Here is a 16,145-nt window from a genome sequence, read left to right as displayed (position 1 = left end):
TCCGGTGCGGGTCCGGGTCAGGCCGCGTCCCAGTCCACCGTGACGACGATCTTGCCGCGGGTGTGGCCCTCGGAGTTGAGCCGCTGTGCCTCGGCCGCCTGCTCCAGCGGGAGGACCCGGTCGACGTGGACCGTGATCTCCCCCTGGTCGGCCAGTTCGCCCAGGACATGCAGATCGAGGGGGTCGGGCCGTACGAAGACATAGCGGCCGCCGAACTCGACGACGTCGTCGTCCACGATGGACGCGAGCCTGCCCTCCGGGGCGAGCAGGTTCGCCGACAGCCGCAAGGTGTCGCCGCCGACCGTGTCGAGGACCGCGTCCACCCCGTCGGGCGCCAGGGCCCGCACCTGGTCGGCGAGCCCGTCGCCGTAGGCCACCGGTTCCGCGCCCAGCGTGCGCAGGTGGTCGTGGTTGTGGCTGCTCGCGGTGCCGATCACCCGTGCTCCCGAGTGCAGGGCGAGCTGTACGGCCATCGAGCCGACACCGCCCGCCGCCGCGTGCACGAGGACGGTGTCGTCGGACCGGATTTCGAGCGCGCGCAGGGCCTGGTAGGCGGTGAGTCCGGTCAGCGGCAGCCCGGCGGCCTCCTCGAAACTCAGCCGCAGCGGCTTGCGGGCCAGGGTGCGCACCGGGGCCGCCACGTACTCGGCGAAGGTTCCGCGTGAGAGGAAGTCCTCCCGTACGTACCCCATGACCTCGTCCCCGACGGCGAACTCGGTCACGGCCGCCCCCGGCTGCACCACCACACCGGAGACGTCCCAGCCGGGCACGACCGGGAAGACGGCGTCGAGAGCCGCGTCGAGGTGCCCCTCGCGGGCGTGCGCATCGACCGGGTTGACCGCTGCCGCGCGTACTTTCACCAGCACGGAGTCGGGCCCGACCTTGGGCTCGGGGCGCTCGCCGTACTCCAGGACCTCGGGGCCGCCGTAACGGCTGTAGCTGATCGCCTTCATGCTTACGAGCCTCTGGTCAGGCCCCGCCTCGCGCAACCGGACCCCGTGCAAACGGGAGGGCGGCGGTACCGGCCGGGCGGGAACGGGAAGGGCCGGACGGGAACCGGGAGCGACCGGGCGGTGTATCAGAGATGTGACGACCGCACGGAGGTTCCGACCTGGCAGAGGTGCCGACCACAGAGGTGCCGACCGCGCACCGGCTGCCGGAAACGGGCCGGGGGTGGACGGCATACCGACTGGTCGGCATGATGGGCGCAGACGTTACCGCGAGCGTTCCAGCAGACATCAGCGCGACGGTCCACCCGGACGGTCCGCCCCTACACACGGAGGTGCCCCATGAGCACAGTCCACCCACCGGGAATCGACCCCGAGGCGCTGCGCGGTCATCTCGACCGGGTGCGGCCCGGCCTGGTGAGCGGACCGCTCAGCGCACGGCTGATCGAGGGCGGCCGGTCGAATCTGACGTACACCGTGACCGACGGGGCCGGCCGGTGGGTCGTACGCCGGCCCCCGCTGGGCCATGTCCTCGCCACCGCGCACGACATGAAGCGCGAGCACCGGGTGATCAGCGCGCTGCACCCTACGGGGGTTCCGGTGCCCGCCCCCGTGCTGCTGTGCGAGGACGAGTCGGTCATCGGATCGCCGTTCTACGTCATGGAGTTCGTCGAGGGCACCCCGTACCGTACGGCCGCCCAGCTGGCGCCCCTCGGCGCCGAGCGGACCCGTGCGGCGGTGCTCGGGCTGGTCGACACGCTCGTGGATCTGCACGCCGTGGATCAGGAGGCGGTGGGTCTTGCGGACTTCGGGCGCCCCGAGGGCTTCCTCGACCGGCAGCTGCGCCGCTGGGGCAAGCAGCTCGACGCCTCGCGCAACCGCGAACTGGCCGGCATCGACGAACTGCACGCCACACTCGGGCGCGACCTGCCCCGCTCCCCGGCTCCCACCATCGTGCACGGCGACTACCGGCTGGACAACGTCCTGCTCGGTGACGACGACAGGATCAACGCGATCCTGGACTGGGAGATGTCGACGCTCGGCGATCCGCTCACCGACCTGGGGCTGCTCGTGATGTACAGCTCCGATCTGGACCTCCCCGAGTCACCGGTCTCCACCACGAGCGGTGCGGCGGGCCACCCCTCGCCCGCCGAGCTGGTCGAGCGCTACGCGGCCCGCTCGGGCCGGGACACCTCCGCCATCGCCTGGTACACGGCGTTCGCCTGGTTCAAGCTCGCCGTGATCCTCGAAGGAATCCACTACCGCTACACCCTCGGCCAGACCGTCGGAGCCGGTTTCGACCGGATCGGCTCACTGGTCCCCGTCTTCATCGAGCACGGTCTCACCACCCTCCAGGAAGGCTGAACACCCCATGGACTTCGCATTCGACGCGCGCACCGAAGAGCTGCGCGGCAAGCTCCTCGCCTTCATGGACGAGCACGTCCTGCCCGCCGAGGCCGTCGCCCACGAACAGCGCGCGCGACTCGCCTCCCCCTGGGACACCCCGGCAGTGGTCGGCGATCTGAAGGCCGAGGCGCGCCGCCAGGGCCTGTGGAATCTCTTCCTGCCGGATGCGGAGTACGGCGCGGGGCTGACCAACCTTCAGTACGCGCCGCTGGCCGAGATCACCGGGCGCTCACCGCATCTGGCACCCACCGCGCTGAACTGCGCGGCCCCCGACACGGGCAATATGGAGGTGCTGTTCCAGTTCGCCACCGAGCAGCAGAAGAAGCAGTGGCTGGAGCCGCTGCTCGCCGGTGAGATCAGGTCGGGCTTCGCCATGACGGAGCCGGAGGTCGCCTCGTCCGACGCGACGAACATCGAGACCCGTATCACGCGCGAGGGCGACGAGTACGTCATCAACGGCCGCAAGTGGTACATCTCCGGGGCGATGAACCCCGACTGCAAGATCTTCATCGTGATGGGGAAGACCGACCCGGACGGCGCCGACGCCCGCCGCCAGCAGTCGATGATCCTGGTCCCGCGCGGCACCCCGGGACTCGAAGTCCGCCGCGCCATGCAGGTGTACGGCTACGAGGACCACTCCCACGGCGGCCACGCCGAGCTGGTTTTCGACAACGTCCGCGTTCCCGCGTCGAACCTGATCGGTGAGGAGGGCGGCGGTTTCGCCATCGCCCAGGCCCGCCTCGGGCCGGGCCGGATCCACCACTGCATGAGGCTGATCGGTATGGCGGAGCGCGCCATCGAGCTGATGTGCAGGCGGGCGGTGTCCCGCACCGCGTTCGGCAAGCCGCTGGCCCAGCAGGGTGTCGTACAGAACTGGATCGCGGACGCCCGTGTCACCGTGGAGCAGCTGCGGCTGCTGGTGCTCAAGACGGCCTGGCTGATGGACACGGTGGGCAACCGGGGTGCGCACACGGAGATCCAGGCCATCAAGATCGCGACGCCGCGCGCGGTCATCGACATCATCGACAACGCGGTGCAGCTGTACGGCGCGGGCGGGGTGAGCCAGGACTTCCCGCTGGCCGAACTCTGGGCCGGGGCACGGACACTGAGGCTCGCCGACGGTCCGGACGAAGTGCATCAGCGGTCCCTGGCTCGGCGCGAGCTGAAGAAGTACCTGTAGCGGACGGGACATTGCGGGGGCGGCCCAGCCCGCCCAGGCCGGGGCGCGGTGCGTCCCCGGCGGGGGCGGGCTGGGCCGGGTGGAGCCGGGGCACGTCCGCCCAGGGCAACCGGCTACGGCGCACCCGTTACGGCCGCACCGTTACGGCCGCAGTGCCCTCAGCAGCAGATCGGCCAGCTGCTCGGCCAGTTCGCGCGGGGTCAGCGGGCCGTCCGGTCTGTACCACGTCGACAGATGGTGCACGGACCCGAAGTGGTAGTCGACCACCAGATCCGCGGGGGTGGCCGTCGAGAACACCCCGGTTCGCTGGCCCTCCTCCACGAGCGCCCGGAAGCGCTCGTGGTAGCGGCGCCGCTCCAGCCGTACCTGCTTGTTCTTCTCGGGGCTCAGCTGGTGCATGGAGCGGAAGAAGATCGACGCGTCGTCCAGATTGTCGATGGTCGTGACGACGACGTCCGCCGCGGCCTCGCGCAGCCGCTCCTCGACGGGCGCGTCGGCGTCCGCGTACGCGTCGAGCCGCTCCTGCTGGAGCCTCAGCACCCGGGAGTAGATCTCCTGGAGCAGATCCTCCTTGGAGCCGAAGTAGTGGTAGAGGGCACCCTTGGTGACCCCCGCCGCCTCGACGATCTCCTGAACGGAGGTCCGGTCGTAGCCGCGCTCGGCGAACAGCCGGGTGGCGGCGGCCAGCAGCCTCTGCGGGACGGGGACGCCGTTCCCGTCGGTCGTTCTGGCTGCCATCGCCGCCACCTTCCGTCCGTCCTTGAACTCGTTGTGCCTGTGCGGGCCGTTACGCGCGGGCTGTGCACAGGTGTGCTGTGCGCGCCCGGAGATCCTGCGCCGTTCACTGCTCACTGCTCACTGCTCACTGGGGGGAACGCAGTTCCCGTCTGAGGATCTTCCCACTGGTTGTCTTCGGCAGCTCGGGCAGGATCTCGACCTCGCGCGGGTACTTGTACGCGGCGAGCCGCTCCTTGCAGTAGGCGGCCAGCTCCTCCGGTGTCGCCGCGGCCCCGGACGCCGTGGGCCGCAGGCTCACATACGCCTTGACCGTCTCGCCCCGGTAGGGGTCGGGGACCCCGATCACGGCGGCCTCCCGTACGGCGGGGTGGGTGTAGAGGACGTCCTCGACCTCGCGCGGCCACACCTTGAAACCGGAGGCGTTGATCATGTCCTTCATCCGGTCCACGACATAGAGCCAGCCGTACCGGTCCATGAAGCCGATGTCCCCGGTGCGCAGCTCGCCGCCGGGGAACGTGTCGGCGGTGGCTTCCGGGCGCTCCCAATAGCCGGAGACCACCTGCGGCCCGCTCACCACGATCTCGCCCTGCTCCCCGAAGGGCACCTCGTCGCCGTTGGCGTCCACGATCCTCACCACGGTGTCGGGCCCCGGCACACCGACCGAGAGCGTGCCCGAGACCGGATCGACCGGGGCCTCCCGCTCGGGCGGCACCGAGGCGCACGGGGCGGTGCACTCGGTGAGCCCGTAGCCGTTGCGGATGTACGGGCCGAACCGCTCGCGGAAGCCCTCCACCAGCGCGGGCGGCAGCGGTGCGCCGCCCGACGAGATCACCTTGAAGGAGGCGAAGTGGTCCGGGGTGACCGACGGGTCGGCCGCGAGCGCCATGAAAGCCGTGGAGGGGCCGACGGTGTACGCGGGACGGTGCTCGGCGAACGCGTCGAGGACCACTCCGGGGTGGAAGCGGTAGGCGAGGACGAGAGTGCCAGCGTTGGCGACGCACGCGGCGAGTTCGCAGACCATGCCGGTGATGTGGAAGAGCGGCGCGAGCGCGAAGTACGCCGAGCCCTCAGCGACGGGGTGGCCGGCGCGCTGGCGCTCGGCGTTCACCATGATGTTGGCGTGCGCGTTCATCGCGCCCTTGGGAGTCCCGCTGGTGCCCGACGTATAGCTGATCAGCGCCACGTCGGTTGCGCGCGGGTCGCGGTCCGCCGGGGCCGGGAGCCCCTGCCGGGCGACCGCCACCAGATCGTCGGTGTCGGCGGGGCACGGGAGCCGCTCGAAGCCGAGGACCCGTTCGTCGTCGCGGCTCTGCAGATCACGTTCGCAGGCGGTCAGCGCGAACCGCAGCGGGGAGCCTGCTGCGCGGGAGGCCTCCCGCAGATACGTCTCCCAGGCACGGTCGGAGCAGACCAGTACCGTGACGCCGGCGTCCCGCAGGGCGTGGCCGACCTCCGCCGATTTGTACATCGGATTGAGCGGTACGACCGTGGCGCCCGCTTTCCAGGCGCCGAGCAGCGCCAGCACGAAGTGCGGCGAGTTCTGCAGCATGACCGCGACCCGGTCACCGCGGCCCACGCCCCGGGCGGCGAGGTGTCCTGCGACCGAGTCGGAGAGCGTGTCGGTCTCGCGGTAGGTGAGCCGCCCGTCGAAGTAGGCGAGGGCGGGGTGTTCGGGTGCGCGGGCCACGGCGTCACGGAAGGCGTGCACCACACTCGGCTGCGGGTGCACCGGGCGGCGCTGGGCCTCGCTGAGCAGGCCGAGCCAGGGCTTGGCGGCGTAGATCGAGGTGCTCACCGCCCGGCCTCCCACTTCTGCTGAAGGTGGTTCATCCCGCCGATCCACCGGTCGGGCTCCGCGGCCCGCGCCTGGTAGTACCCGGCGACCTCAGGGTGCGGCAGCACCAGGAACCGGTCGGCGGCGATGGCGGCGAAGAGCGCGTCGGCGACGTCGTCGGGCTCGATGGCCGTCGGCGCGAGCACCAGTTCACCCGCGGACCCCGCCGAGGTGAGCATGTCGGTCCGTACGCCCTGCGGGCAGATCGCGTGGACCTTCAGCCCGCGGTGGCGGTACGTGAGCGAGAGCCATTCGGCGAAGGCGAGCGCGCCGTGCTTGGTGACGCTGTACGGCGCCGCGCCGATCATGGTGAGCAGCCCGGCGGCGGACACGGTGGAGACGAACCGGCCCTCCCCGCGCTCCAGCCAGTCGGGCAGCAGCGCGCGGGCGGCGCGGACATGGGCCATCACGTTGACGTCCCAGGCGGCGGCCCACACCCCCTCGTCGGCGAAGGGGTCGCCGGGTGAGCCGAGACCGGCGTTGGCGCAGTAGACGTCGACGCGTCCGCCGAGGGCTTCACGGGCGGCGTCCACGATCGTCGACGCGTCGCCCGGCACCGCGGTCGCGCCGATCCCCTCGGCCACCGCACGGGCCTTGTCGCCGTCCAGGTCGTTCACGACGACACGCGCCCCCTCCGCGGCGAACCTCCGGGCCAGCGCCGCGCCGATACCGCCGCCCGCCCCTGTGACCACTACACCCGCGCCCTCGACCGTACCCATCAGGACCTGCCTCTCCGTTGAATGCACGAGCAGACTAACCAGTCGGTATGTTGCAGGGGAAGGGGCGAGAGTTAGCCTGCGTGGCCATGACACTCGGCGAGATCATGGAGGTAGCCCGATGAACCTGTCCAGACGGGGACTGCTGGCCGCGAGCGGGGCGGTGGGTGCGCTGGGAGCCGTGGGGGCCGCGGCCCGGCCGGCCGCCGCGCACGGGAAGCGCGCCCGGGTGAGTACCGGATTCGACCGGCTGGCCGCCGACGGGTACGGCCTCCTCCACGGGGAACGCGTCGGGATCGTCACCAACCCGACCGGGGTCACCCAGGACGTCCAGCACATCGTCGATGTCATGCACGCCGACCGGAACGTGAACCTCACCGCCGTCTTCGGCCCGGAGCACGGGTTCCGCGGCACGGCGCAGGCGGGCGGTTCGGAGGGGCGGTACGACGACCCGGCGACCGGGCTGCCGGTGTACGACACGTACACCAGGAGCGGGCAGCCCCTCGCGGACGTCTTCACCAAGTCCGGTGTGGACACGGTGGTCTTCGACATCCAGGACGTGGGGGCCCGCTTCTACACGTACATCTGGACGCTGTACGACTGCATGGAGGCCGCGGCGATGGCGGGCCTGCGCTTCGTGGTGCTGGACCGGCCGAACCCGGTCACCGGGCGGGCCGCGCTCGGTCCGGTGCTGCACAAGGAGTTCGCGACCTTCGTCGGGCGGCAGCCCGTCTCCCAGGCGCACGGAATGACGGTGACGGAACTGGCACGGCTCTTCAACGGTGAATTCCTTCCGAAGCCGGTCGAGTTGGAGACCGTACGGATGTCCGGCTGGCGGCGCGGCGACTTCTTCGACGCGACGGGGCTGCCCTGGGTGCCGCCGAGCCCGAACATGCCGACGCCCGACACAGCGCTCGTCTACTCGGGGACCTGCCTGTTCGAGGGGACGAACCTCTCCGAGGGCCGGGGCACCACCAGGCCGTTCGAGCTGCTGGGGGCCGAGGGGATCGACCGGCGGTGGGCCGAGGCGGCCAACGCGCTCGAACTGCCGGGGGTCGTCTTCCGCGAGGCGTACTTCGCGCCGGTGTTCTCCAAGTTCGAGGGGAAGACCGCGGGCGGTGTGCAGCTCCATGTCCAGGACCGTTCGGCGTTCGACCCGGTACGGACCGCCATCGGGCTGCTGGTGACGGCGAAGCGCGTCTGGTCCGGTTTCGCCTGGCGATCCGACGACTGGATCGACAAGCTGACCGGGTCCGCGCAGGTCCGCACCATGATCGACAAGGGCGCGGACACGGACGAGGTGGTGGCGGCCTGGCAGGGCGAACTCGCCGCCTTCCGGGCCGTCCGCGAACGGTATCTGACGTACCGCTGAACAACCGCCGCGGGCCGGAACGGAGTTACCCGTTCCGGCCCGCGGCCCCGTACCCCTGCTCCGTCTACCGGTGCGAGGGGAATTCCACGACCTGCTGGTACGTGGGCCGGTTCTGCCACTGGATGGGCCAGAACTTGAGCCCGCCCAGCGGCCGGTGGATGATCGCGTCCGAGCACCACTGGTCACCGGCGGCGCAGCTGTCGTCGCCGGTGTATACCTGCGCCGGGGTCTTGGCCGCGGCGCGGCCCAGGGTCGAGAGCAGTGCGTCGCGGCAGGCGCTCAGGTCTCCCCCACCGCAGTACGTCTTGCCCAGCTTGCCCTGCACCGGGCGCCCCAGGACCGTACGGATGTCCTTGTCGACATAGCTCCACCAGCCGTACTGGAAGGCGGATCCGGCGTGGGCACCGGTGGGCCCGTGGCCCGCCGACGGCGACTCGTCGATGGAGAGGTTGGCGGTGAGCGCCGAGTAGAGGTCGTCACCGAGCCCCGGCTTGAACTCGGCCTCCACCAGCAGCGGCCACCAGGCGTCCATGATCCGCACGGCGTCCGGGTGGGTGTAGACGTGCGAGCTCTGGGCGTTCTCCTTGCGCTGGGCGCCGTCGGCCACCCATGCCTCCAGCTGCTCGACGGCCTTGGCCTCCGCCGGGTCGGTGACCGGCTTGCTCCGTACGACGTCGAGCAGTTCGGGCAGGACGTCCTCGCCGCGCAGATCGGTGACGGCCGCCTCGGCCATGGCACGGGTCAGTGCGGCACGGGTGACACCGCCCTTGGCGACGAGTTTCGCCACCCGGTCGCCGAGCAGGTCGACCCGGTGCACCGAGCCGTTTCCGAACCCGGCGGATGAGTAGTCCTTGGCCTGTTTGTTGTTCCAGGAGACGTAGTAGTCCTGGCCCACGGACTGCGGGTGCTCGGTGGCCGGGGTCACGTCGGTGGTGTGGTGGTCGGGGTCGAAGCCCTTCCACTCGTAGGCCGGTTCGGCCTTGACCGGCAGCGAGGCGTCCACCCCGGCCGCGCGCACCGGGTTCATACCGCTGTTGAAGTAGGCGGCCTGGCGGGAGTCGGCGTAGAACCAGTTGAAGGTGTAGCCGATGTGGCCGGCCGCCTGCTGGAAGGTCTTGGCGTCCTTCACGTACCCGGGGTCGTTCATCATCTCGAAGCCGACTATCGAGTCGGCCTCATGGCCGTACGTACTGCGCAGCGAGGTGTAGGCGACGGGTTTGCCGCCGACGGTCGCGCGGTGCGTCACGATGCCGTACTTGGTGCGGTAGACCTGCATCCGGTAGGAGCCGGCCGCTGTGGAGTCGGCGACGGTGGGCGTCCAGGAGTTGGTCCGCTCCATCTTCTCCATCGGGGTGCAGACGCCCCGGAAGAGGTAGTGCGTGTCGTCCTGGCAGAGTTCCACGGCGTAGGTGTCGGTGATGTCCTGGCCCGCCGACGTGGCGCTCCACGCGTAGTCCTGGCCGCGGCCCAGCTGGATGTACATGCCGACACCGGCGAAGGAGACACCGCGGGCGCTGATGCCGGGCCCCTGGAGTTCCTGGAGCATCAGCAGCTGGGGCAGGAAGTACCCGGTCTGCGGGCCGAACACGGCGACGGGGTTTCCGCTCGCGGTGTGCTGCCCCGAGACGACGAGGGCGTTGGACATGCCCTTCTTGCTGCTGAACAGGTCGGCGGGCAGCACCCCCTTGTCGTACATCCCCTGCATGGGCTTGAGTTTCTCCGGAGCCTTGACCGGGGTCTTCGCCGCGGTCCTGGCGCCGCCGGTCCGGTCGTATACCAGCGGTTCGGCCTTCACCGAGCCCGGGTCCGGCATCGCGGTGCCCTTGGGGTCCGCGGGTTTGTCCGCGTACGGGAAGCTGGTGCCGTCGTGGACGGTGAGGGTCGCCTCCGGGTCATTGCGCTCCCGGAACGACTCCCAGACCTTGCTGCCCTCGGTGACGCCGTACTTCTGCTGGGCCGAGAGCAGCGACAGCGCGGCCTGGACCTCGCCGCCACCACCGCCGCCGAAGAGCCCGCCGACGACCGAGGCGAGCGCGATCATGTCGGTGATCTTGAACGGTTCGATCTCACCGGCGTTGGTGATCGCGTTGATCTTCCCGGTGAGGACGTACTCGCCGGGGAAGTAGCGGCCGTCCTTCGACTTCTGCCGGTAGGCGTTGATGCCGTCGACGTACGCCTGCGCGTCGTCCATGGCCTGCTTGCCGCGCGGGCCCTGGGCCGCTATCCGGTCGGCCTGGTCCTGGAGGTCCTGTTCGGTGTACGGCGCCATCGGCCAGAACTCCTGCTCCAGGCCCTGGTTGGCGGGCGCGCCGCCGGCGAAGGAGGTGAGCTCGCCGCGGCCGATGTGCCGGAAGAGGTCCATCAGCCAGAGCCGGTCCTGGCCCGCCGCGTATCCGGCGCCGAACTCGGTTCCGTAGCGCGTGGTCCCCTTGATGTGGGGCACGCCGGTCTTCTTGTCCCGGGTGATGCTGACGTCGTCGCGCGGCTTGGTGACCGAGGCGACCTGGTCGTCGGGGACGCCGAACGAGGCGTCGTTGAAGAACTTGTTGAGGGTGGAGTCGGTGAGCGAAGGGGCCCCGGCGGGCAGCGCGTCGTACGGTCCGAGCTGGTCGGCGCTGTGTTCGGGACGGGTGCCCAGCGCACGGTGCGCGAGGATCTGGGCGAGGGTGGCGTTGCCGTTCTCGCCTGGCGGCAGGATGTCGTTGCACTGGCTCTTGCAGTAGTCGGTGACGGGGTCCGCGGCCGAGGCGGTCGCCTGCGGGGCGGGTGTGATGAGGCCGGCGCCGAGTGCGAACACCGCTACGGCGATGGCGGTTCTGAGCTTTCCGGTGCGTCGTCGCATGAATGCTCCTGAGGGGGAAGCCGATGAGACGGACGTTACTGGCGAGGTAACCCGTCAGTAAGGTGAACATGCGTCACCTTTTCCGAATCACCACACAGGTGCGGGAGCGGTCGCATCGGTGATGGCACCCATCGGGAATTCGATGGAGCCGGATCGGGTAGCCGTACGTCCATTCACTGACGCAGGAGTATTCAGCGACGGAGGTGGCAGTGCGATGGCCGGTTTCCGGAGTCTCGCGAGACAGGTGCGCGATCCCCACCACGACCTTGCTCTGCGGCGGTATTCGCTGCGCAAGTGCCTGGAGAGGTTTGCCCCGTACGGACACAGGGCGACCTGGGATCATCTGTGTGCCAGACATCACATCGGGCCCGAGGACCGGGCCCCGGATCCGGCGCGGCTGGTGGCCGCGCTCGACGAACTGGAAGCGGCGCGGACCGTCTGGCTCGCCTACGAGGCGGAGTTCGCGGAGCGGCGCAAGCGGGAGAAGCACGACGGGATACGGCGTCCCGGCACCTTCGACGACTGGCACCGGCGCACCTGGGGCGGCTGCGGTGTGGCCTGGTGCGGTGACCCCGCCGTGCACCCGTCCCGGCCCCTGGCGGAGGTTCTTCAGCGGCTGATTTCCGCCCTCAGGGCCGACCCGGCCGGCGCCTGCCCGGTATGTACCGAGAAGACGATCACCTGGACCTCACGAGGCGGCCGGGAGCCGTGGTCGGGCCCGGTCTGCAGCCGCTGCGGGATCCTCGTACCGCAGCCGGTCCTCACCTCAACCGCGCTGGCCCGCGCGAGGAGCGCCCGGCACTCGCCCATGGCATCGGCGGCCTGAGAACCGGGCCGGGTGACCGGCGAAGCCGTCAGCCGGTCCCGCTCTCCGGAGCCGGACCGGCAGGATCCGGCGGACCGGGGAGCAGCCTGGAACCGGTCATGCGTTCGCCGTACATGTCGTGCGGGTTGGACAGGATGCAGTTCTCAAGGGACAGGCAGCCGCAGCCGATGCAGTCGGTGAGATGGTCGCGGATGCGGGCGAGCTGGGCGATGCGCCCGTCGAGCTCGGAGCGCCAGGCGGCGGAGAGGCGCGCCCAGTCCTCGCGGTTGGGCGTGCGCTCGTCGGGCAGCTCGGCGAGCGCGCTTCTGATCGTGGCGAGCGGGATGCCCACCCGCTGCGCCGCGCGGACGAAGGCCACACGGCGCAGTGCCTCCCGGGTGTAGCGGCGCTGGTTGCCGCTGGTCCTGCGGCTGGTGATCAGGCCCTTGCTCTCGTAGAAGTGCAGGGCGGAGACGGCGGCGCCACTCCGCGCGGAGAGCTGGCCGACCGTGAGCTCCTGGATCGTCTCTGGAATGTGCGGCACTCCGCGAAGCCTACTGCCCGCCTCTCTCAACGGTCTCTGCCAACGGCCGGCGGTGAGGCCGGTCGTTGACAGGGACGGGCGCACCCGACAATGCTGAGCAAGCGCTTGGACACTTCACTGGGGCCGCCGGACACCGCCGGCCGCCGGGACTGTTGGGAAAGGCAGGATCACGCATGGCAGAGCCGAGGATCTTCACATCCGCCGATGAGCTGCGCGCCGGGATCGGCGATCAGCTGGGGCCGAGCGACTGGCTGGAGATCGACCAGAAGCGGATCGATCTCTTCGCGGACGCCACGGGCGATCACCAGTGGATCCATGTCGACCCGGCGAAGGCCGCGGCGGGACCGTTCGGCACGACCATCGCGCACGGCTATCTGACCCTGTCCCTGCTGCCCACACTGGTCCCGCAGATCATGCGGGTCGAGGGGATGAAGATGGGCATCAACTACGGCACCGACAAGGTGCGTTTCCCGGCCACGGTGCCGGTGGGCTCCCGGCTGCGCGCCACGGCGGTCCTCACGGACGTGTCCGAGGCGGGCGGGGGCGTGCAGGTGACGGCCGCCGTCACGGTGGAGCGCGAGGGCGGCGACAAGCCGGTGTGCGTGGCGGAGTCGGTCTCCCGCTACTACTTCTGACCCAGGCCGCTGAGCTGCCGCACCACTGCATCACCGCGGCGGCGGGCCATTTTTCGTTCCGCTGAGCCTGGGCTACTCGCGGGCGGAGACCATCCGCAGGACGAGGTCGGCGTAGAACACGCCGACCTCGTCGGGCGTGCTGCGTCCCTCCACGTTGAACCAGCGCGACACGTCGATGCAGAGCGACAGCACCGCCAGCGCGGTCCCGGCGACATACGGGACGTCGAACTCCCCCGTCAGCACACCGTCGTCGATGATGCGGCGGACGGCCTCGTCGCTGCGCTTGCGGAGCCCGACGATCTCGGTGCGGTGTTCGGCGCCGAGCGCGTCGAGTTCGTACTGGACGACACGGGCCGTCATGTGGTGCCCGGCGTGCCAGCGGACGAAAGAGCGGACGGCGGCAGCGAGCCGTTCGGCGGGCGTGCCCGGGCCGTCGGCCGCCGTCTCCAGGATCTCCAGGGCCTTCTCGTGGCCGATCCGGCTGATCCGGTGGAGCAGCTCTTCCTTGGTCTTGTAGTGGATGTAGAGGGCGGCCGGGCTCATGCCGGCGCGGCCCGCGATGTCGCGGGTCGTCGTCGCGTGGTAGCCGCGCTCGGCGAAGGCCTCGACCGCGGCGACGAGCAGCCGCCTGGCGGCCTCAGGGCTGACCTCCGCCCACGGCTCGTCGCCGCCCGCCGTCTCCTCCGCCGTGCTCATTGCTCGCCCCTTCCGCCCATGACGCAGCGCCGCTGCAGGACGCACACCATACCCCGAGGGTGAGCAAGCGCTTAGAACACCCGGCGGCTGCCGGAGCTTGCGGCGGCTGTCAGAGCTTCTGGAACGGGTCGTGCTCGGCGAGCAGCTTCTCCAGCCGGGCCTGGTCGACCCTGGTCACGATCTGGCCGGCCTCCTGGCGGTCCCTGATGACCTTGGCGAGAGTGAAGGCGGATGTCGTGAGATAGAGGAGACCGAGCCCGAGGAAGGCCCGCACCCAGACGTTGACGTCCAGGTTGAGGATGCCAAGGGCCATGGCCGCCAGTGCGACGGCGAAGGATGCGACGGCCTGGCCGTAGTAGGCGGCGGTGTTCTGCTGTCTGACCGGTGTGTCACTCATGGGGACAGCATCATGCGGATGCGGCACCGGCCACATCCGCACAGCTACTCAGCGCGGGTACTCATCCCATGCGGCCGACGGCGGTTCAGAAGGCGGAAACCCCGGTGAGCGCACGGCCGATGACCAGCTTCTGGATCTGGCTGGTGCCCTCGTACAGCGTCATCACCCGGGCGTCGCGCAGCAGCTTCCCCGCCGGGTACTCGTCGATGTACCCGTAGCCGCCGAAGACCTGGAGCGCGTTGTTCGCGGCCCGTACGGCGGCCTCCGACGCGAAGAGTTTCGCCTTGGACGACTCGGTGGCGAAGGGCTCGCCGCGGTCGATCAGGTCGGCGACCCGCCAGGTGAGCAGCCGGGCCGCGTCCACGTCCACCGAGATGTCGGTGATCAGTTCCTGGATGAGCTGGTGGTGGGCGATCGTCCTGCCGAACTGCTCGCGCTCGGTCGCGTACTTCACGGCGCAGTCGAGCGCCGCCTGCGCGATGCCCACACAGCCGGCGGCGACCGACATCCGCCCCTTGGCCAGCGCCGACATGGCGACCGAGAAACCCTTGCCCTCGGGCGCCAGCATCGCCGAAGCCGGGACCCGTACATCCTCGAAGACCAGCTCGGCCGTCGCCTGGCCGCGCAGCCCGAGCTTGCCGTGGACGGTACGGCGGGTGAGCCCCGGGGTGTCGGTGGGGACCAGGAACGCCGAGATCCCCCGGTGGCCCGGGGCGTCGGTGGAACGGGCGAACAGGAGAACCACATCGGCCCAGGTGCCGTTGGTGATGAACATCTTGGAGCCGTTGACGAGGTAGTCACCGGTCTCACCGTCCCGGACTGCCTTCGTCGTCAGGTTGACCGCGTCGGAGCCGGTGCCGGGCTCCGTGAGGCCGAAACAGCCGATGAGCTCGCCGGAGGTGAGACCGGGCAGCCAGCGCTGCTTCTGCTCCTCGTCGCCCCAGTGCGCGATGGTCTTGGCGACCAGACCCAGCGAGACCGAGACGATGCCGCGCACCGACGAGTCCCCGCGGCCGAGTTCCTCGGTGACCAGGCAGTACGAGAGGTGGTCGCCGCCGGAGCCGCCGTACTCCTCGGGCACGGTGAGCCCGAGGAAGCCCAGCGCGCCGAGCTTGCGCGCCACGGAGCGGTCGACGCTCTCCGCCCGGTCCCACTCGATGACGTGCGGTGTGATCTCCCGAGCGACGAAGTCCTCGGCGAGCCGCCGTACAGCGGTCTGCTCCTCACTGAGCTCCAGATTCATGGCGCACCTCTTTTTGATCAGCCGGATCACCCGGATCAGCCGGACAGCCCGGCGACCGGATCAAGTTAAATTAGCACTGCTAGTTTCTGGGTGACAGGCCCTACTATGTGCGCCATGGCCCGCCCACGCAAGCCCCTCCTCAGCAGGGAGCGCATCGTCACCGCCGCGAGCGCGCTCGTGGACTCCGAGGGGCTCGCCGCCGTCTCCACCCGCCGGCTCGCCGCCGAGCTGGGGGTCAGCGGGCCCTCGCTGTACAACCACTTCCGCACCAAGGACGAGATCCTCGAAGCGGTCGCCGACGCCGTCTCGGCGCAGATCGACCTGTCGATGTTCGACGAGGCCGACGGCCGCGACTGGCGCACCGCGCTGCACGACTGGGCCGTTTCCTACCGGGAGGCCCTCAGCGACCACCCCAACATCGTCCCGGTGCTGGCCCGCGGCCCCGGAAGGCGCCCGGCGGGGCTGCGGGTGGCCGACGCGGTCTTCGGCGCGATGGTCCGCGCCGGATGGCCGCCCGCACAGGCGACGTACATCGGGGCGCTGATGCGGTACTTCATCACCGGCTCGGCGCTCGGCTCGTTCGCGCGGGGCTTCGTGGACGACGAGGCCGCCTACGACCCCGCCGACTATCCGCACCTCGGGCAGGCGCATCTGCTCGCCGACCGCCGGCAGAAGGTCGACAACGGGGCCTTCGAGACCGGCCTCAGGGCCCTGGTGGACGGCCTGGCGCTGCAGTTCGAGGCCGTCCGGCCGGTCGCGGACGGCAGCTGACGCACCCGGTGCGCGTAT

General features: G+C 70.4%; 15 protein-coding genes. 6 read left to right on the top strand and 9 right to left on the bottom strand.

The genetic code is table 11. The features are described from left to right. Positions 1 to 17 precede the first annotated feature (17 nt). On the bottom strand, positions 18 to 953 hold the full coding sequence (locus OG452_RS28880) for an NADP-dependent oxidoreductase (protein ID WP_327298491.1): 936 nt from the start codon (positions 951 to 953) through the stop codon (positions 18 to 20). 336 nt (positions 954 to 1,289) lie between these two features. Here OG452_RS28880 and OG452_RS28875 point away from each other — a divergent pair, with 336 nt between their 5' ends. Next, positions 1,290 to 2,312, top strand: coding sequence for a phosphotransferase family protein (locus OG452_RS28875; protein ID WP_327298490.1), 1,023 nt, complete (start codon positions 1,290 to 1,292; stop codon positions 2,310 to 2,312). 7 nt (positions 2,313 to 2,319) lie between these two features. Beyond that, positions 2,320 to 3,534, top strand: a complete 1,215-nt coding sequence (locus tag OG452_RS28870) for an acyl-CoA dehydrogenase family protein (RefSeq protein WP_327298489.1) — start codon at positions 2,320 to 2,322, stop codon at positions 3,532 to 3,534. Positions 3,535 to 3,675: 141 nt separating this feature from the next. Here the strand turns inward: OG452_RS28870 and OG452_RS28865 are convergent, their stop codons facing one another. From OG452_RS28865 to OG452_RS28855, 3 genes are all read right to left on the bottom strand, one after another. Continuing rightward, a complete protein-coding gene (locus OG452_RS28865) occupies positions 3,676 to 4,272 on the bottom strand; it encodes a TetR/AcrR family transcriptional regulator (protein ID WP_327298488.1) in 597 nt (198 codons plus the stop codon). 124 nt (positions 4,273 to 4,396) lie between these two features. Further along, complete coding sequence (locus OG452_RS28860) at positions 4,397 to 6,067, bottom strand: class I adenylate-forming enzyme family protein (RefSeq protein WP_327298487.1); 1,671 nt, start codon at positions 6,065 to 6,067, stop codon at positions 4,397 to 4,399. Next, a complete protein-coding gene (locus tag OG452_RS28855) occupies positions 6,064 to 6,825 on the bottom strand; it encodes an SDR family oxidoreductase (protein ID WP_327298486.1) in 762 nt (253 codons plus the stop codon). Before OG452_RS28855 ends, OG452_RS28860 begins: the two co-directional genes overlap by 4 nt. Positions 6,826 to 6,943: 118 nt before the next feature. Here OG452_RS28855 and OG452_RS28850 point away from each other — a divergent pair, with 118 nt between their 5' ends. Next, complete coding sequence (locus OG452_RS28850) at positions 6,944 to 8,194, top strand: exo-beta-N-acetylmuramidase NamZ family protein (RefSeq protein ID WP_327298485.1); 1,251 nt, start codon at positions 6,944 to 6,946, stop codon at positions 8,192 to 8,194. A 64-nt stretch (positions 8,195 to 8,258) separates the two neighbouring features. Here the strand turns inward: OG452_RS28850 and OG452_RS28845 are convergent, their stop codons facing one another. After that, positions 8,259 to 11,036, bottom strand: a complete 2,778-nt coding sequence (locus OG452_RS28845; protein ID WP_327298484.1) for a penicillin acylase family protein — start codon at positions 11,034 to 11,036, stop codon at positions 8,259 to 8,261. A gap of 214 nt (positions 11,037 to 11,250) precedes the next feature. Between OG452_RS28845 and OG452_RS28840 the strand changes: the two genes are divergently transcribed. Beyond that, positions 11,251 to 11,862 (top strand): hypothetical protein, encoded by a 612-nt coding sequence (locus tag OG452_RS28840; RefSeq protein WP_327298483.1) that lies wholly within the window; start codon positions 11,251 to 11,253, stop codon positions 11,860 to 11,862. 28 nt (positions 11,863 to 11,890) lie between these two features. Here OG452_RS28840 and soxR read toward each other — a convergent pair whose 3' ends face one another. Next, positions 11,891 to 12,385 (bottom strand): redox-sensitive transcriptional activator SoxR, encoded by a 495-nt coding sequence (gene soxR / locus OG452_RS28835; RefSeq protein WP_327298482.1) that lies wholly within the window; start codon positions 12,383 to 12,385, stop codon positions 11,891 to 11,893. A gap of 173 nt (positions 12,386 to 12,558) precedes the next feature. Between soxR and OG452_RS28830 the strand changes: the two genes are divergently transcribed. Further along, entirely contained in the window at positions 12,559 to 13,020 is a 462-nt protein-coding gene (locus OG452_RS28830; protein WP_327298481.1) for a MaoC family dehydratase, read from the top strand. A gap of 72 nt (positions 13,021 to 13,092) precedes the next feature. Here the strand turns inward: OG452_RS28830 and OG452_RS28825 are convergent, their stop codons facing one another. The 3 genes from OG452_RS28825 to OG452_RS28815 form a co-directional block, all read right to left on the bottom strand. Further along, on the bottom strand, positions 13,093 to 13,716 hold the full coding sequence (locus OG452_RS28825) for a TetR/AcrR family transcriptional regulator (protein ID WP_327298480.1): 624 nt from the start codon (positions 13,714 to 13,716) through the stop codon (positions 13,093 to 13,095). A 109-nt stretch (positions 13,717 to 13,825) separates the two neighbouring features. Continuing rightward, positions 13,826 to 14,113 (bottom strand): YiaA/YiaB family inner membrane protein, encoded by a 288-nt coding sequence (locus OG452_RS28820; protein ID WP_266858548.1) that lies wholly within the window; start codon positions 14,111 to 14,113, stop codon positions 13,826 to 13,828. Positions 14,114 to 14,198: 85 nt separating this feature from the next. Next, positions 14,199 to 15,356 (bottom strand): acyl-CoA dehydrogenase family protein, encoded by a 1,158-nt coding sequence (locus OG452_RS28815; RefSeq protein ID WP_327298479.1) that lies wholly within the window; start codon positions 15,354 to 15,356, stop codon positions 14,199 to 14,201. 114 nt (positions 15,357 to 15,470) lie between these two features. On the opposite strand from OG452_RS28815, the gene OG452_RS28810 reads away from it, so the two are divergent. Continuing rightward, the gene (locus OG452_RS28810) at positions 15,471 to 16,127 is read left to right on the top strand and encodes a TetR/AcrR family transcriptional regulator (RefSeq protein WP_327298478.1); all 657 of its coding nucleotides are present in this window, start codon (positions 15,471 to 15,473) and stop codon (positions 16,125 to 16,127) included. Positions 16,128 to 16,145 lie beyond the last annotated feature (18 nt).

This window comes from Streptomyces sp. NBC_01197 (assembly GCF_036010505.1).
GTDB lineage: Bacteria > Actinomycetota > Actinomycetes > Streptomycetales > Streptomycetaceae > Streptomyces.
This window is presented reverse-complemented; position numbering and strand designations above follow the sequence as displayed.

What these genes read in the sequence shown, in the direction of transcription:
- OG452_RS28880 (WP_327298491.1), bottom strand. Translation starts at nt 953, where the DNA reads ATGAAGGCGATCAGCTACAGCCGTTACGGCGGCCCCGAGGTCCTGGAG.
- OG452_RS28875 (WP_327298490.1), top strand. Translation starts at nt 1,290, where the DNA reads ATGAGCACAGTCCACCCACCGGGAATCGACCCCGAGGCGCTGCGCGGT.
- OG452_RS28870 (WP_327298489.1), top strand. Translation starts at nt 2,320, where the DNA reads ATGGACTTCGCATTCGACGCGCGCACCGAAGAGCTGCGCGGCAAGCTC.
- OG452_RS28865 (WP_327298488.1), bottom strand. Translation starts at nt 4,272, where the DNA reads ATGGCAGCCAGAACGACCGACGGGAACGGCGTCCCCGTCCCGCAGAGG.
- OG452_RS28855 (WP_327298486.1), bottom strand. Translation starts at nt 6,825, where the DNA reads ATGGGTACGGTCGAGGGCGCGGGTGTAGTGGTCACAGGGGCGGGCGGC.
- OG452_RS28850 (WP_327298485.1), top strand. Translation starts at nt 6,944, where the DNA reads ATGAACCTGTCCAGACGGGGACTGCTGGCCGCGAGCGGGGCGGTGGGT.
- OG452_RS28845 (WP_327298484.1), bottom strand. Translation starts at nt 11,036, where the DNA reads ATGCGACGACGCACCGGAAAGCTCAGAACCGCCATCGCCGTAGCGGTG.
- OG452_RS28840 (WP_327298483.1), top strand. Translation starts at nt 11,251, where the DNA reads ATGGCCGGTTTCCGGAGTCTCGCGAGACAGGTGCGCGATCCCCACCAC.
- OG452_RS28830 (WP_327298481.1), top strand. Translation starts at nt 12,559, where the DNA reads ATGGCAGAGCCGAGGATCTTCACATCCGCCGATGAGCTGCGCGCCGGG.
- OG452_RS28825 (WP_327298480.1), bottom strand. Translation starts at nt 13,716, where the DNA reads ATGAGCACGGCGGAGGAGACGGCGGGCGGCGACGAGCCGTGGGCGGAG.
- OG452_RS28820 (WP_266858548.1), bottom strand. Translation starts at nt 14,113, where the DNA reads ATGAGTGACACACCGGTCAGACAGCAGAACACCGCCGCCTACTACGGC.
- OG452_RS28815 (WP_327298479.1), bottom strand. Translation starts at nt 15,356, where the DNA reads ATGAATCTGGAGCTCAGTGAGGAGCAGACCGCTGTACGGCGGCTCGCC.
- OG452_RS28810 (WP_327298478.1), top strand. Translation starts at nt 15,471, where the DNA reads ATGGCCCGCCCACGCAAGCCCCTCCTCAGCAGGGAGCGCATCGTCACC.